Raw genomic sequence first — 15,360 nt, forward strand, 5'->3', positions numbered from 1 at the left:
GCCGACAGAACACCTGCAATGCGCCGTCCAGTTCCGCCTTCTGACAGTGGTCCAGCGCGTCTGCCCGACGGGTTGGGAGTGGAAAGATGAAAAGCTCATACACAGGTGCCGCCAGCCCGCTCCCGATCAGCGGTTCAATGGCTCGGTCGCGTGCGTGTTCGCCAACGCACGATACGGGCAATCCACTCAGGAAGGCTGTCCCCGATGCCGACCGGTCTGTCGCGATGCCGCCAACGGCGGATTGGCGACGGGGCGGCATCTTCGACGCGGACAACGACCATGCGTCGAGAGGCCCCCACCGGGCTGCGTCGGGAAAAGAATGCGGCGGCATCGTCAATACGCAGCAACAAGGAGTTCAGCCATGAAACGACTGATGACCGCGATAGCCGCGCTCGCGTTAGCGACGGGCGTGAGCGGAGCTATGCTGTTCGCCCCGACCCCCGGCCTCGCCCATGGTCCGCAGCAGGGATCGTCCTGGGGAGGGCACGGAATGGGCCCCGGCATGATGGGGGGCGGTTACGGAGGCCAGCAACGCTGGCATGACCGTGGCGATTGCCCCTACCGCGACCAGTCGCGGCGCGGCTCGAACCGCAACATGATGGGCGGGGGCGGCCATGGTCCCGGAATGATGGGGGGCGGAATGATGGGCCCCGGCATGATGGGTGGCGGCATGATGGGCGGGGGCGGCTATGGCCCCGGCATGCGCGGCCAAGGCATGATGGGCCAAGGCATGATGGGGGGCGGAATGATGGGCCCTGGCATGATGGATGGCGGCATGATGGGTGGCGGCATGATGGGGTGGGGCCCCGGCGTGTTGCGGCCGCTGCCCGAGGCGCTGTCGGCGGACGACGTCCGTCAGATGATGGAACGCCGGCTTGCCTGGTCGCGCAATCCGAACCTCAAGGTCGGCGCCGTCGAGGCGAAGGACGACGATACGATCGAAGCCACGGTCGTCACCCAGGACGGTTCGCTGGTGCAGACCTTCAAGGTCGACCGTAGCACTGGCTGGATGCAGCCTGCGGAGCAGTGACATGAGCCGCAGTACCATTCTTGCCGCATGCCTGATGGGCGTGTTTTCGGCGGTTTTCGGTGTCACGGGACCAGCCTGGGCGCAGGGTGGCATGGGCTATTACGGCCACTCCGGATCGCACATGGGATTCGGCGGCGGCTTCGGCTGGATCTTCGGGCCGCTGTTCATGCTTGCGCTCATCGCGGCAATCGTCGCCGTCATCGTCTTGATGGTGCGCTGGATCGGGGGCGGTTCCGGTCAAATCCCGCCGCAGGCTCAGCCATCGGGCAAGACCCCGCTCGATATCCTCCAGCAGCGTTTCGCCCGCGGCGAGATCGACAAGGCGGAGTACGAGGAGCGCCGGCGCGTGCTCGAGGATTGATCGCGTTCGTTGGGTGGCGAAACCGCCTGGCGTTCCGAAAGGACCTGTCCGATTGGAACGTCAGGCGGCCGTCGCCGGCGGTGAACGCGCTCGGGGAGTCACCACCGACGGGGTGCCGGGGTCGGCGCGCCTGACATGCGTGTCGCCGCAACCGGCCTACACGAATGTACGGAATGCTGATCTTCTCACCGGATTCGAACCGGCAACACGTGACGCCACGACCAAGCACAGGCGATATGGCATCGCCCAAAGTGCGGCACGATTCGCCACAAGTATTGCAAAACGGGTTCCAAAGCAGTACCGGAGTTCCATGCGCCGTTTCCTGATAGCACTGATAGCTGGAGCGCTGGTGTTCGGCTCGGTTCTCAACGGGGCCGCAATGCAGTCGTTTGTCGCATCAGACCATCAGACGCAGACCTTGGCCGCGCTAGCGGAGATGCAGGATGCGGGCGGCGTGCCGATGGCTCTTCCCGACCACGACGGCGCTTCCTTTTTTGCTCTGCTGGCGAGCGCCTGTTGCGACCGGGACGGCGACACTATCAGCCATGGCCTCTCGCATTGCCATGCGGACTGTGCCGGTCCCTTGCCCAGGTTCGGCGTCGTCCTCTCGCGTTCGGAAACCGGCGCGATGCGCGCCGACGCCGAAAAGGCCACACCCTCTTTGACCGACAGCTTTTTCCGCCCCCCGATCGGTTGATTGACACATGAGCGACGCCGTTTGCGAACGGCGTTCCTGTCAGTCCAATCCGTATCGGAGGACGTTGTGCTCTCGCGTCGTTGCTTCGTTGCCGGCGGCATCTGTACCGGCATTCTCGCCGGTCCGTTTGCCGCCAACGCTCACATCGCCGGGGCGTCTCAACTCGACCCTCGGTTCGCGCCGCAGACGGTTCGGTACCCGGGCTATGGTCCGGGAACGATCGTGGTCGATACCGGCAACCGGTTCCTCTACCTGTCGCTGGAGAATGACAACGCGCGGCGCTACGGCGTCGGCGTCGGTCGGGCCGGGCTGTCCCTGAAAGGGGCCGCAATTGTCGGCAGAAAGGCCGAATGGCCGAGCTGGCGCCCGACCAGAAACATGATCCGGCGCAATCCGACGAAATACGCGCGCTACGCCAACGGCGTGCCCGGCGGACGGAACAATCCGCTCGGCGCACGCGCCCTGTACCTCTATCGGAATGGACGCGACACGCTCTATCGCATCCACGGCACGAACGAGCCCTCGTCGATCGGCCGATCTGTATCGAACGGCTGCATTCGCATGCTCAACGATCACGTGATCGACCTCTACGAGCGCGTGCCTGTGGGAACGCAGGTGGTCGTGCTGTGACGGCGACGCACCACCGCGCGCGCGACCGCAGGGTCGGCGCCCCGCAAGGATTTCCCCGGCCCGCGTCGGTCGGGTTCCCCATTCCGTTTCGCCGCCCCCGTCACCCGGGCGCGGCATCCCCCATCGAAAGGAAAACCGAAATGAGCAAGTTCATCGTTTCCACCGTGACCGCCTTCTTGATCGCCGCCACTGCGACCGTCCAGGCAGAGGCGCGTGCCGCCGAGGGGCAGAAGGTCATCGTCTTCAAGACACCCTGGTGTAGCTGCTGCGAAGTCTGGACGGAGGCGCTCGAGGCGGAAGGCTACAGCGTCGACGCGCGCGATCTGGAGGATCTGGATCCGATCAAGAGCCAGGCGCGTGTTCCCGAAGCGATGGAGGCCTGCCACACAGCCCTGCTCGACGGATACGTGCTGGAGGGCCATGTGCCCCTGGCGGCCATCGACAAGCTGCTGAGCGAACGGCCCAAGGTGGTCGGAATCGCGGTTCCCGGCATGCCGATGGGGTCGCTGGGAATGGGCGACGACAAGGACGCCGACTACACGGTCTACGCCTATACCAGCGACGCCGAGGTCGCGCCCGCGGTGTTCTACGAGGTGGGCCGGTGATGCAGCAGAACAGCTCGAAGCGGGGCCTGTCCCGACGCGCATTCGTTGTCGGCACGGCAGGCCTCGCGGGGGCGGCGCTGGCCGGGTGCACCAATACGGCGGAGCAAGCCGACCTCGCCGCGCCCGCCACGATCAGCCCGTACGCGCGCATGTACGGGCCGGCCCCGGACGAACAGTTCCCTCTGCCCGCCGTAAACCTGAACGAGGTCCCGGAGAAGTATCTGCGGCGGCAGGTCGACTACGAAACGACGGAAACGGTTGGCACCGTCATCGTCGATACGAAGAACTTCTATCTCTACCTGGTCCAGGAGAACGGCAAGGCCATGCGATACGGTGTCGGCATCGGTCGCGAGGGCTTCGAATGGTCCGGCCGTGCCCGTATCGCGTGGAAACGGGCATGGCCCAAATGGACGCCGCCGAACGACATGATCGCGCGGCAGCCGGAGCTCGAGCCCTACAGTGCCGCCAACGGCGGCATGGAGCCGGGCCTCGAGAACCCGCTTGGCGCCCGGGCCCTCTACATCTTCCAGGGAACCCGAGACACCCTCTACCGTCTGCACGGCACGAGCGAGGTGTGGAGTATCGGCAAGGCTGTTTCCAGCGGCTGCGTGCGGTTGCTCAACCAGGACATCATCGACCTCTATGACCGCGTTCCGATCGGATCGCGGATCCTGGTGACGTGATGATCGGGAAACTGGCGGCGATAACCGTCGCGGCGGCGGTCGCGGCGGGAGCGGTGTTTCTGGGCTGGCAGGAGAGCGACAAGCCGGGGGCTCTGTTCCGGCCGGACGACGCACAGGTCGTTGCAAGCGGGGAGGCGATCTATGGCACGTATTGCGCGTCGTGCCATGGCGCCGACCTGAAGGGAGAGGCGGACTGGCGCAGCCGCGACGCGGACGGCTTCCTGCCCGCCCCACCCCACGACGAGACCGGTCATACCTGGCACCATCCCGACGAATTGCTGTTCGCCATCACGAAGTTCGGCGTGGCGAAAGCGTCGGGTTTGGACAACTACCAAACGAAAATGCCGGTCTACGATGGTACCCTGAGCGATGAGGAGATCGTCGCGGTGCTGTCCTATCTCAAGGCGCAATGGCCGGATGCGGTCCGGAAGCGGCACGACGACCTGAACGCGAATTACGCCAGGCAGAAATAGCGCCCATTCCGGGCGGGAACGGGAGCGCGGTCACGGCTGGAGAGCGACCGGATCGGCGTGGTCCTCGTCCAGGCACTTGTTGTGGTCGGCGAGGACCTCGATCACGCGGCAGTGCGCGATGTTGCCGCCCTCGCATTGCTCGATCATGCGGCGAAGTTCGCGTTTCAGGGAATCGAGGCGGGCGATGCGCGCTTCAACCTGCTCGAGCTGCGCCCGCGCGATCGCATCCGCGCCCTCGCATGGCTGCGCGGGATGATCCGCCAGGGCGAGCAGCTCCCGGATCGCATCGAGGGAAAAGCCCAGTTCCCGGGCGTGCCGGACAAAGGCAAGCCGGTCGCGGTCGGCCGGATCGTAAAGCCTGTGGTTGCCGGCCGACCGGTCCGCTTCCGGGATCAATCCGATCTGTTCGTAGTAACGGATCGTCTGGACTTTGCAGCCGGTCTCGCGTGCCAAGTCACCGATCGTCAGTTTATCCTGGCGCATCGAATTCACAGAACGTTCTCAAGCGGTCCGATCGTGCAGCCGACCTGCATGTACTCGGCGGCGGCTGCAGGCTTCCCCGATCAAGATAGGGCGCAGGCCCGCCGATCGCTAGTCGACCGTATGCACAGGCGGGTGGGTGTGATCCGCTCCGATCACGTAGCCCCGGTCGGAATGATTGTCCAGAATCGCCTGAATCGCGTCGCGTTGCTGCCTCGTCAGCGTCGGCAGCAGCGTTCGCCATTCGTCTCCCGCCTCGCGATCGCCGCCGCTCTGCGCGAGTTTCAGCCAGGCCCCGCCGGTGACGACGTCTTGCTCGACATGTCTTCCGGCAACAAGCGTCGAGCCGACGATATGTTCGGCTTCCAGGACGCCGCCTTCCGCCGCCTTGCTGTAGAGATCGAACGCCTTGACGTCGTCCTTCGCGACGCCCTTGCCTTTCGCGTGGAGCATCGCCAGTTCGTACGCGGCCCGCGCGTGTTTCAGCCGCGCCGCCTGTTCGAACGCCTTCGCGGCGGCGGCGGCGCTGGTCTCGTCGTCGGATTCCCAAAGCAGCATCTCGCCCAATTGATACTGCGCGTTGGCATGGCCGCTCCGCGCGGCCTGCTCGAGCCAGGTCCGGGCACCTTCCGGATCGCGGCTTCCGCCCTGTCCCCTCATGAGCAAAAGGGCGAGCTGGTACTGCGCTTCCGCATGTCCGGCCTTCGCCGCTTTCTCCAGATACCCGCGCGCCGCGCTCAAATCGGCCCGGTCCATCGCGGCGAGCCCGTCTTCGAAAGGCCCGGCCTCAACGCTCACGGCGCTCAAGGCCAGTACCGCGACCGCCAAAGACAACTTCAGAACCGTCATGCAATCCCCATCGACGAAAAACTGCGCCTTCTCCAAGGACGCCGGGCGGCCATGCCCGCCGGTCAAGAAGACCGTGCTGCGCGACTGACCGCTGTTGTCAGATGTGGGGCATCGGCGCTTGTGCGCAAGACGACCGATCGTCGCTGAACCGGTCGGCGGTTCTTCGTCGGGCGGGACGATCGGAAAAACGTCCGCACCCCCTTGAACCTCCAATGGCTAGAGGTCCTATCTTGGGTCGAAACCTTTGAGGAGCAACCGTGGTACGGACCGTGCCACCGGGCCATCCGTATTCGACCAGGACAGCCGCAATGGAAGCGACGACCGATCACAGTGACAAGGCTAAGGCGCAGGGCGACAAGGCTAAAGCGCAGGGCGGCTGCTGCGGCGGGTGCGGGACGCCGTCTCCGGCGATTGTGTCCGAGGGCGATATCCGGCCAAGCCCGGGCCGATTGGCGTTCAAGGTGTCCGGGCTCGACTGCGCCGAGGAGGTGGCCATCCTCAAGCGGGAAATCGGTCCGCTCGTCGGCGGCGGCGACAAGCTCGCATTCGACGTGCTCAACGGGCGCATGACCGTGCTGGACGATGCGACAGCGGCGGATGCCGATGCGATACGCCGCGCCGTAGCGCGCACGGGAATGACCGCGGAGGAATGGCGGCCGGGTCGGCAGGCGTCTTCCACCGACGAGCGGCATCGTCGCCAGCAGATGGTGTTTACGGGCCTGAGCGGCCTGGGCGTGTTTGCGGGTCTGGCAATTCACCTGTGGCATGCCGGCGGTTTCGCCCAGGCGCTTAGTCTGTTCGGCGGGCACGGCGGGCAGGGAATGCCGCTTGCCGAGGTCCTGGCCTTTGCCTTTGCCATCGGCTTCGGCGCGCGCTTCGTCGTGCCCAAGGCCTGGTTCGCGGCCAAGAGCCTCCGTCCCGACATCAACCTGCTGATGGTGATCGCGGTCGCCGGTGCCATCGCGCTCGACGACTGGTTCGAGGCGGCGACGGTGGCCTTCCTGTTCGCCCTGTCGCTCGCCCTGGAAAGCTGGAGCGTGGGGCGCGCGCGCCGCGCGATCTCGGCGCTGCTCGACCTCGCGCCGCCGACGGCACGCATCCGTAAGGACGATGGCACCGAGACGGACGTCCCGGCCGGCGACGTGGCCGTCGGCTCGGTCTTCATCGTGAGGCCGGGCGAGCGCCTTCCGCTCGACGGCCGAATCCTGGCGGGATCGAGCAGCGTCAACCAGGCGCCGATCACGGGTGAGAGCGTCCCCGTCGAGAAGGACGTGGACGCCGACGTGTTCGCCGGCACGATCAATGGCGACGGCGTGCTCGAGGTCGTGAGCACCAAAGCGGCCGGGGACACGACGCTGGCGCGCATCATCCGGATGGTCGAGGATGCCCACAGCAAGCGCTCGCGGGCCGAGCAGTGGGTGGAGCGGTTCGCCCGCGTCTACACCCCGGCGGTCATCGTTCTTGCGATCCTGGTCGCCGTGGTGCCGCCACTCGCCTTCGGGGCCGCCTGGCCGGACTGGTTCTATCGCGCGCTGGTTCTCCTCGTCATCGCCTGTCCGTGCGCGCTCGTCATCTCCACGCCCGTCAGCATCGTTGCCGCACTGGCGGCGTCGGCCCGCAACGGCGTGCTGGTGAAGGGTGGGGTGTTCATCGAGCTGCCGGCGCGTCTGAAGGCGCTCGCCTTCGACAAGACGGGCACCATTACACAGGGCGATCCGGTCGTCGTCGCCGTGCTGCCGCTGAACGATCACACGGAAGATGAGCTGCTCGAACGGGCCGCCGCACTGGAGGCGCACAGCGGGCATCCGCTGGCGCGCGCGATCATGCGCCGGGCTGCGGAAAGGGGCATCGAGCCGGCACCCGCGACGCAGGTGCAGGTCGAAAAAGGCAAGGGGCTGACCGGCGTTTTCAACGGCGAGCCCTACTGGCTCGGCTCGTTTCGCTATCTCGCCGAACGCGGCCACGAGAGCGCGGACGTCCGGCGCGAAATCGAGGCGCTGGAGCGCGACGGCAAGACCGTGGTGGCGATCGGCAACGCCCGTCATGTCTGTGGGCTGGTGGCGATTGCCGATACCGTGCGGCCGGACGCGGCGGCCGCGCTGGACGCCCTGCGGGCGGGTGGGGTTGCGCATCTGGTGATGCTGACCGGCGACAACCGCATCACGGCGGAAGCCATCGCCCGCGAGGTCGGTATCGGCGAGGTGCGCGCCGAGCTGCTGCCCGAGGACAAGGTCGCCGCCGTCGAGGCGCTGGTCGAGCGGCATGGCGTCGTCGCGATGGTCGGTGACGGCGTCAACGACGCGCCGGCCATGGCGCGGGCGAGCTTCGGGGTCGCGATGGGGGCGGCGGGGTCGGACGCGGCGATCGAGACCGCCGACATCGCGCTCATGACGGATGATCTGAGCAAGCTGCCGTGGCTCGTTCGCCACTCGAAGCACACGCTTGCGGTGATCCGTCAGAACATCGGCTTCTCCCTCGCCATCAAGGTGGTCTTTGTCGTGCTTACCTTCAGCGGCTTCGCCACGCTGTGGGGCGCGATCGCCGCCGATGTCGGGGCCTCGCTGCTGGTCGTCGCGAACGCGCTTCGGCTGCTGCGCCCGAGCGCCAGCCCCGTGCCGTCCTCGAGCGCGATCACGGGGACCGCCGCGCCAAAGGTCGATGGACTTGGCCTGGAACACTGAGGCTGGCGGATGCGCGCGGAAGCGGCCCGCCCGGATACCTCACGCGCCCGGATACCTCACGCTGCCGGGTAGGAGCTAAACGCTTCGGTCGTCCCGTCCTTGCGGATCAGAAAGACGATATAGGCTTCGCGCTCCGTTTCCGGTCCCATCCCCGGCGAGCCATAGGGCATGCCCGGCACCGCCAGCCCGACCGCGTCCGGCCGTTCCCTGAGCAATCGTTCGATGTCGGCGGCGGGCACATGGCCCTCGATGGCGTAGCCGTCCGCCTCAGCCGTATGGCAGGACGCCATGTCGCTCGAGATGCCCAGGTCCATCTTGCGCTTCACGAGCGCCCCGTTGGGCATGTCCTCGGACGTGACCTCGAACCCGTTCTCGCGCAGATAATCGATCCAGGCGACGCAGCAGCCGCAGCCGCTCGTCTTGACGACATGGATGGTCGGGGCCGCCGAGGCGGGCCAGGAGGACAGGCTCGTGACGGCGAGCGCGCCGAATGCCGACAGCATTGTCCTGCGGTTGATGTGATGTCCCATGTACTCCGTCCTCGCGGCTTTCCAGCGCGGCCCTGCGAATTGATCCATCGGTTTTCCCGTACACTAGTGACGTTGGGGGCGGTCCGATACCGCCGCAAGCCGTCGTCGCGGTGGCGATGGTTCAAATCATCGTGTGCGCGCGCTATCGCGGTCCAGGGCGAGGCGGATAGCGATGCCGCGACTGCGCCTCACCAGTTTCTGAGAGACTGGCGCAGGATCGTCTCCAGATCGCTGCGATCCGGCGCCTTCGGCGCGAGCACCAGCAGGCGCTGCTGCTTCAGGGCGCCGTCGATGATGTCGGGAATGTCGTCCTCGCCATAGCCGAGTTCGGCGATGCCGCTTGGCGCGCCGACCTGCCGCATCAGCGCGATCAGGGCATCCGGCAGGCTTTCGGGCCCCGGCTCGGCGACGGGCGCGCCGGTCAGGAGCTCGGCCGCCCTGATGTGCTTCTCGGGAGCGGAGTCATAAGTGAAGCGGAACGCGGCCGGCGCGGTGACGATCACCGAGAAGCCGTGCGGCACGAACGCGTGGTTGGTGCGGTATCCGGGCGGCGTGTACTGATGCTTGAGGCCGGCGATCGGGTAGGCGCAGGAGTGCGGGATGTGGACGCCGGCGGTGCCGAAGCCGATGCCGGCCATGGTCGCGCCCAGCATCATCGTGCCGCGCGCTTCCAGATCGTCGCCGTCATTGACGGCGCGGGCCAGGAACCGGCCCCCGAACTCCAGCGCCTTCATCGACCAGATATCGGCGATCGGGTTCGAGCCCTGATAGGGCGGCCGTTCGCCGGGATTGGCCGGCTTGTCGCGGCTGTCGAACGGCTTCGAGATATAGCTTTCCGCGGCGTGGCAGACGACATCGAGGCCGGCGGACGCGGTCACCGCGCCGGGCGTCGTGCGGGCGAGCACGGGATCGACGACGGCGAGAGTGGGGCGCATGAAGCGGTGCGAGATGCCGGTCTTCACCTTGAGATCCGGGATATCGAGGATGGCGACCGTCGTCGCCTCGGAGCCCGATCCGGACGTGGTGGGAATCGCGATCAGCGGCAGCAGCGGCGACGCCGGCTTGCGCCCGGCCCCGATCGGCGGGTTGACGTAGTCCATGATCTCGCCGCCATGGACCTTGATCAGATTGGCGACCTTGGCGGTATCGATGGTCGAGCCGCCGCCGAGACCGATGAAGCCATCGACATCCGCGCCCTTCGCGAACGCGGCGGCACGCCCGAAGCTGTCGATGGTCGGCTCCACGGCGATGTCCTCGTAGAGGACCGCGGCGGCGCCGGCGGCTTCGATCTGCCCGATCACGCGTCCGGTGACGCCGAATTCGCGCAGCACCGGATCGGCGACCAGCATGATGCGCTTCAGGCCAAGGCGGCCGATTTCCCAGCCGAGCTCGTCGACGGCGCCTTCGCCGAACTTGAGCTGGGTCGCTTCCAGCGTGAAGACGCTTTCGTGAGGATGTCCGGCGTGCGGATGTCCGGCCGTCATGGTGTTCCTTTCGCGTCCGCTGTTCTTGAGGGCAGCATCATAGCCGGCGGCGGAGAATTGGCGATGTCCGCGTCGGGGTGCCCGAGGAAGCGCGGGACATCCTTCCCGCTGTTCGTTACCGCGGCGTGGTGCCGGTGCGGTCCTTTCGGAAGAAATGCGCCGGACCGTGCGGCCCGGCGCCGAAAACGCGTGCGTCGTTCTGCCCGGATTAACTCCGAACCTCGCCGGAGATCACGGGACCGAACATCTCCCAGCGCTCGCCGTTGAACTTCATCATCTGCATCTGCTCGATCGGGAAGAAGTCCGTCTCGGAGGTGTTGACGATGATGCCGGGCAGGGCCATCGGCGGCTCCAGCCCACGCAGGCTGGCCGCCTGCTTCATGACGTTGGCGCGGGTCAGGTCGCCGCCGGCTTGTTCCAGCACCTGCTTGAGCGTCTGTCCGACGGTGTAGCCGTAGACGGTGAAGCTCGAGGTCTTGTCGCCGTCGGGGTAGTACTCGTCCATGAACGCCACCCAGTCGGCATAGGCCGGATCGTCCTTCCATTGCGGATCGGTCGGGTCCTTCAGGTAGCCCGTCGACAGGACCCCGGTGGCGTTGTCCAGGCCGGCCGGTTTCAGCACGCCGCCGACCGACTGCGAGACATTGTTGACGATGTGGACCGGATGCCAATCGAGTTCGGCGACCTTGCGGATCGACTGCGCGGCGAATTTCGGCGTGGCGATGGTCACCAGAACGTCGGCGCCGGAGTCCTTCAGCTTGATCATCTGCGAGTCGATGGTCGGGTCGGATGTCTCGTAGGGCACTTCGGCGACGATCATCGACGCCTTGTCGCCGAGCCCGTCCGTCAGCCCCTTCAAGAGATCCTTGCCATAGTCGTCGTTCTGGAACAGCACGGCGATCTTGGCGTCGGGATGATTGTCCTTGATGTAGGTCGCGTAGATGCGGCCTTCGCTCTGGTAGTTGGGCTGCCAGCCCATGGTCCAGGGGAAGTTCTCCGGATCGCCCCACTTGGTGGCGCCGGTGGCGACGAAGAGCTGGGGCACCTTCTTGACGTTCATGTATTTGTGGATCGCCGAGTTCGACGGCGTGCCGAGGCTCTGGAAGATGAGCAGCACCTCGTCGCTCTCCACCAGCTTTCTGGCCTGCTCCACTGCCTTGGGCGGGCTGTAGCCGTCGTCATAGGAGATGAACTCGATCTGGCGGCCGTTGATGCCGCCTTCCTTGTTCACCTTGTCGAAATAGGCGGCGAGGGTCTTGCCGATCGTACCGTAGGCGGACGCCGGGCCGCTGTAGGGATTGATGTTGCCGATCTTGATGGTCGTGTCGGTCGCGCCGGGATCGTATTGCTGCGCGCCGGCAGGACCGGCGGCGAGCGCGAGGGCGACCGCGAGGCCCGTCCAGGTGACGTAGCTGCGAATTCTCATGGCTTTCCTCCCAGGTTGCCGGCGCCTTCAACGGCGCCGTGTTGCGAGTTTCAGAACGGCGGTACGAATGAGGCCGACCGCACCGGTCGGCATCAGGTAGATCACCAGGAGCAGGATCACGCCGTAGACCGCGCCGGCGAGGCCCTTGGAGACCTCCTCTGCGATATTCGGCACGAAAACCAGGAACAGACCGCCGAACAGCGCGCCGGTGATGGTTCCCACGCCGCCGATAACTAGACCGACGAACAGGCCGATGGCCAGCGTGAAGGTGAAGCTGTCGGGGGCGACGAACTGCACCACCACCGCCGACAACGATCCGGCGATGCCGGCATAGGCCGCGCTGACGCCGAAGGTCGTTGTCTTGTAGAGGGCGATGTTGATGCCCATGGCGCGGGCCGCGATCGGGTTGTCGCGGATAGCCTTCATGCCCCGGCCGGACCGGCTGTTGACCAGGTTGACGGCGCAGGCCGCCAGCCCGAGGCCGACCGCCAGCGTGACGAAGTACATCCACTGGTCCGAATTGAGCGGCAGGCCGAAGGGCGCCTCCGGCTTGAAGACGAGCAGGCCCTGGACGCCGCCGGTCCACGGTTCGAGCGGCGTGAGCTTGAGCAGCTGCGGCGTGGCGACGGCAAGCGCGAAGGTGGCGAGTGCGAGGTATATGCTCTCCAGCCGCAATGCCGGCAGTCCGAACAGGAAGCCGAACACGAAACAGACGATCGCGGCGATCGGCAGCGTCCAGTAGAAGCCCATGCCGGCGAATTCCATCAGGATCGCCGTCGTATAGGCGCCGATCGCCACGAAGGTGGAATGGCCGAGCGAGAACTGGCCGTTGAAGCCGGTCAGGAGACTGAGGCCCAGGATGGCGATCGCGTAGATCATCACCGTGGTGAACTGGAAGATCGTGAAGTTCTTCACGACGAAGGGCAGGACCACGGCGACGATCAGGCCGACGGCGAGGGCGGCGCGCTGCCACGCCAGGGGGATGCCGTTGCGGGCCACGGGCGCGGCGGCGCCCTGCGCCTTCGCCCGACCGTCGGACGCCATGGTGCGTTCCATCGCCATCATACCCTCGTCACGACACGGGCGCCGAACAGCCCTGTCGGCTTGAACATCAGTACGGTGACGATCAGCGCCAGCGCGATCGTCAGTTTCAGTTCCGGCCCGACGACGGGAATGAAGGTGCCGGCCAGGTTCTCGATGATGCCGACGGCGAAGCCGCCGATCACCGCCCCGCCGGGGCTCGTCAGGCCGCCGACGACGGCGCCGGCGAAGCCGTAGATCAGGATCGACAGCATCATGTTGGGCTCGAGGAAGACGACGGGCGCGATCATCATGCCGGCCACCGCGCCGATCGCCGCCGCCATGCCCCAGCCGAGCGCGATCATCCAGCCGACGCGGACACCGACAAGGCGGGCGGACTCGGGGTTGGTGGCGGCTGCCCGCATGGCAAGTCCGACGCGGGTGTTGCGGAAGAACAGGAACAGGAGCACCAGCAGCACCAGCGTGACGGCGATCATGCCGGCGTCGTGCGCACCGATCAGCCCGCCGCCGAACAGCGACTGCTGGCCGAACGGTGTGGGGAAGGACTTGATGGTGAAGTCCCAGATGAAACCGGCCAGCGAATTGAAGATCGCGAACAGTGCGATGAAGGCGACGATGTGGGCGAGTACCGGCGCGCGCTGCAAAGGCTTGAACACTGTGCGCTCGATGACGACGCCGGCGACGAAAGACAGGCCGATCGTCAAGAAGAAGGCACCCCAGTAGGGCACGCCCCATTCGATGAGCTGCCAGGCGACGAAGGTCGAGAACATCGCCATCTCGCCCTGGGCGAAGTTGAGATGGTGGATCGCCTGGTAGATCATGACGATGGCCAGGGCCATGCAGGCGTAGATGCCCCCCGTGGCGAGACCGGCCAGAACCTGATGCAGGAACAGCTCCATACTCGTTTCCCGTCAGTAGCCGAGATAGGCGCGGCGAACGTTCTCGTCGCTGCCGATCTGTTGGGCAGGGCCGGACATGATCATGCGGCCGGTTTCGATCAGATAGGCTTCGTCGGCAATCTCCAGGGCCATGGCGGCGTTCTGCTCGACCAGCAGCATCGACAACCCTTCCTTCTCCTTCAGGTCCGCGAGGATCCCGAAGAGCTCCTCGACGATCAGCGGCGCGAGCCCGAAGGAGGGTTCATCGAGCAGCATCAGGCGCGGACGCAGCATCAGCGCACGGCTAATCGCCAGCATCTGCTGCTCGCCGCCCGACAGTGTGCCCGCCTGCTGTCGCCGGCGCTCGGCAAGGCGCGGGAAATAGGCGTAGGTCCGTTCGATGTCCTGGGCGATGGCGCCGGGGTCGCGGCGGGTCATGGCGCCGAGCTGGAGGTTCTCCTCCACCGTCATGGCGGTGAAGGTGCCGCGCCCCTCGGGCACGTGGGCGATGCCGAGTCGGACGATATCTTCCGTCACGGTGCCGCCGATCTGATTGCCGGCGAAGACAATATCGCCGGCGGTCTGGATCATCCCGGATAGCGCCCTGAGCGTCGTGGTCTTGCCAGCCCCGTTGGCGCCGAGCAGCGTTACGACACCGTTTTCCGGCACGTCGAAATCGAGGCCGAACAGCGCCTGGAGGCGTCCGTACCAGGCCTCCAGGCCGCGGACCTTGAGCAGCGGTTCGCTCATCGGTGGCTGCTCCCCAGGTAGGCGCGGATCACTTCCGGATCGTTCTGGACCTCGGCCGGCGAGCCCTCCGCGATCTTGCGGCCGAAGTCGAGGGCGACGACGGTATCGGAAATCGCCATGACGAGGCCCATGTGATGCTCGACCAGCAGCACGGTGACACCGCGCTGGTCGCGGATGCGGCGGATCAGTTCACCCAGCTCGTCGACTTCGCTGTGCGTCAGGCCGCCGGCGGGCTCGTCCAGCAGCAGGAGTCTCGGGCGGCCGGCCAGCGCGCGGGCGAGCTCGACGCGCTTCTGGGTGCCGGTCGGCAGGTCCGAGACCACGCGATCGGCGACGTCCGTCAGACCCATGTCGTGCAGCAGGTCGTCGATTTCGGCGTCGCCGTGCGCGGGTGTACGGTTCAGTCCGATCGCATCGCTCAGGAAGTTGCCGCCGGTGCGCGGATGCGTGCCGACCAACACGTTGTCGCGAACCGACATGGTTCGAAACAGCGCGAGGTTCTGGAAGGTGCGGGTGATGCCGAGCCGGGCGATCCGATGGGCCGAGAGCGCCAACAGACTTTCGCCCTGGAAACGGATGTCGCCTTCGTCGGGGGTGTACAGGCGGCTGACGCAGTTGAACAACGTCGTCTTGCCGGCCCCGTTGGGACCGATCAGGCCGAGGATCTCGCCCGGCGCTATATCGAAGGAAATCCCGTCGAGCGCGACGATGCCGCCGAAGCGGATCGCGACGGAGTCGAAGGTCAACAAATGCTGCCGTGAG

General features: G+C 66.3%; 17 protein-coding genes. 8 read left to right on the top strand and 9 right to left on the bottom strand.

Annotation, left to right across the window (positions count from 1 at the left end; translation table 11 throughout):
* The first annotated feature begins 361 nt into the window (after positions 1-361).
* The 7 genes from MUB46_RS08325 to MUB46_RS08355 all read left to right on the top strand — a co-directional run bounded on the left by MUB46_RS08325 (position 362) and on the right by MUB46_RS08355 (position 4,479).
* Positions 362-1,030 (top strand): hypothetical protein, encoded by a 669-nt coding sequence (locus tag MUB46_RS08325; RefSeq protein ID WP_261615419.1) that lies wholly within the window; start codon positions 362-364, stop codon positions 1,028-1,030.
* A 1-nt stretch (position 1,031) separates the two neighbouring features.
* Positions 1,032-1,391, top strand: a complete 360-nt coding sequence (locus MUB46_RS08330; RefSeq protein WP_261615420.1) for an SHOCT domain-containing protein — start codon at positions 1,032-1,034, stop codon at positions 1,389-1,391.
* A gap of 52 nt (positions 1,392-1,443) precedes the next feature.
* A complete protein-coding gene (locus MUB46_RS08335; protein WP_261615421.1) occupies positions 1,444-2,088 on the top strand; it encodes a hypothetical protein in 645 nt (214 codons plus the stop codon).
* Positions 2,089-2,154: 66 nt separating this feature from the next.
* Entirely contained in the window at positions 2,155-2,718 is a 564-nt protein-coding gene (locus MUB46_RS08340; RefSeq protein ID WP_425256225.1) for a L,D-transpeptidase, read from the top strand.
* Between the two features lie 140 nt (positions 2,719-2,858).
* Positions 2,859-3,323, top strand: a complete 465-nt coding sequence (locus tag MUB46_RS08345) for a DUF411 domain-containing protein (RefSeq protein WP_261615422.1) — start codon at positions 2,859-2,861, stop codon at positions 3,321-3,323.
* Positions 3,323-4,006 carry a L,D-transpeptidase gene (locus MUB46_RS08350; protein ID WP_261615423.1) on the top strand — a complete coding sequence of 228 codons (684 nt, stop codon included), beginning with the start codon at positions 3,323-3,325 and terminating at the stop codon, positions 4,004-4,006. Before MUB46_RS08345 ends, MUB46_RS08350 begins: the two co-directional genes overlap by 1 nt.
* Positions 4,006-4,479, top strand: coding sequence for a c-type cytochrome (locus MUB46_RS08355; RefSeq protein WP_261615424.1), 474 nt, complete (start codon positions 4,006-4,008; stop codon positions 4,477-4,479). The genes MUB46_RS08350 and MUB46_RS08355 overlap by 1 nt, the downstream gene beginning before the upstream one ends.
* Positions 4,480-4,509: 30 nt before the next feature.
* On the opposite strand, the gene MUB46_RS08360 is transcribed toward MUB46_RS08355, so the two are convergent.
* Entirely contained in the window at positions 4,510-4,962 is a 453-nt protein-coding gene (locus MUB46_RS08360; RefSeq protein WP_261615425.1) for a MerR family transcriptional regulator, read from the bottom strand.
* Between the two features lie 108 nt (positions 4,963-5,070).
* On the bottom strand, positions 5,071-5,808 hold the full coding sequence (locus MUB46_RS08365) for a tetratricopeptide repeat protein (protein WP_261615426.1): 738 nt from the start codon (positions 5,806-5,808) through the stop codon (positions 5,071-5,073).
* A gap of 308 nt (positions 5,809-6,116) precedes the next feature.
* Here MUB46_RS08365 and MUB46_RS08370 point away from each other — a divergent pair, with 308 nt between their 5' ends.
* On the top strand, positions 6,117-8,489 hold the full coding sequence (locus MUB46_RS08370) for a heavy metal translocating P-type ATPase (protein ID WP_261615427.1): 2,373 nt from the start codon (positions 6,117-6,119) through the stop codon (positions 8,487-8,489).
* A 56-nt stretch (positions 8,490-8,545) separates the two neighbouring features.
* Here MUB46_RS08370 and MUB46_RS08375 read toward each other — a convergent pair whose 3' ends face one another.
* The 7 genes from MUB46_RS08375 to MUB46_RS08405 form a co-directional block, all read right to left on the bottom strand.
* On the bottom strand, positions 8,546-9,067 hold the full coding sequence (locus tag MUB46_RS08375) for a DUF411 domain-containing protein (protein WP_261615428.1): 522 nt from the start codon (positions 9,065-9,067) through the stop codon (positions 8,546-8,548).
* Positions 9,068-9,207: 140 nt separating this feature from the next.
* Positions 9,208-10,503, bottom strand: a complete 1,296-nt coding sequence (locus MUB46_RS08380; RefSeq protein ID WP_261615429.1) for a hydroxyacid-oxoacid transhydrogenase — start codon at positions 10,501-10,503, stop codon at positions 9,208-9,210.
* A gap of 208 nt (positions 10,504-10,711) precedes the next feature.
* Positions 10,712-11,929, bottom strand: coding sequence for an ABC transporter substrate-binding protein (locus tag MUB46_RS08385; RefSeq protein ID WP_261615430.1), 1,218 nt, complete (start codon positions 11,927-11,929; stop codon positions 10,712-10,714).
* A gap of 27 nt (positions 11,930-11,956) precedes the next feature.
* The gene (locus tag MUB46_RS08390; protein ID WP_261615431.1) at positions 11,957-12,991 is read right to left on the bottom strand and encodes a branched-chain amino acid ABC transporter permease; all 1,035 of its coding nucleotides are present in this window, start codon (positions 12,989-12,991) and stop codon (positions 11,957-11,959) included.
* Entirely contained in the window at positions 12,991-13,869 is an 879-nt protein-coding gene (locus MUB46_RS08395) for a branched-chain amino acid ABC transporter permease (RefSeq protein ID WP_261615432.1), read from the bottom strand. Before MUB46_RS08395 ends, MUB46_RS08390 begins: the two co-directional genes overlap by 1 nt.
* Positions 13,870-13,881: 12 nt before the next feature.
* Positions 13,882-14,598, bottom strand: coding sequence for an ABC transporter ATP-binding protein (locus tag MUB46_RS08400; protein WP_261615433.1), 717 nt, complete (start codon positions 14,596-14,598; stop codon positions 13,882-13,884).
* Positions 14,595-15,347 carry an ABC transporter ATP-binding protein gene (locus MUB46_RS08405; RefSeq protein WP_261615548.1) on the bottom strand — a complete coding sequence of 251 codons (753 nt, stop codon included), beginning with the start codon at positions 15,345-15,347 and terminating at the stop codon, positions 14,595-14,597. Before MUB46_RS08405 ends, MUB46_RS08400 begins: the two co-directional genes overlap by 4 nt.
* Between the last annotated feature and the right edge of the window lie 13 nt (positions 15,348-15,360).

The sequence above is a fragment of the Microbaculum marinisediminis genome, assembly GCF_025397915.1.
GTDB classification, from domain to species: Bacteria; Pseudomonadota; Alphaproteobacteria; order Rhizobiales; family Tepidamorphaceae; genus Microbaculum; species Microbaculum marinisediminis.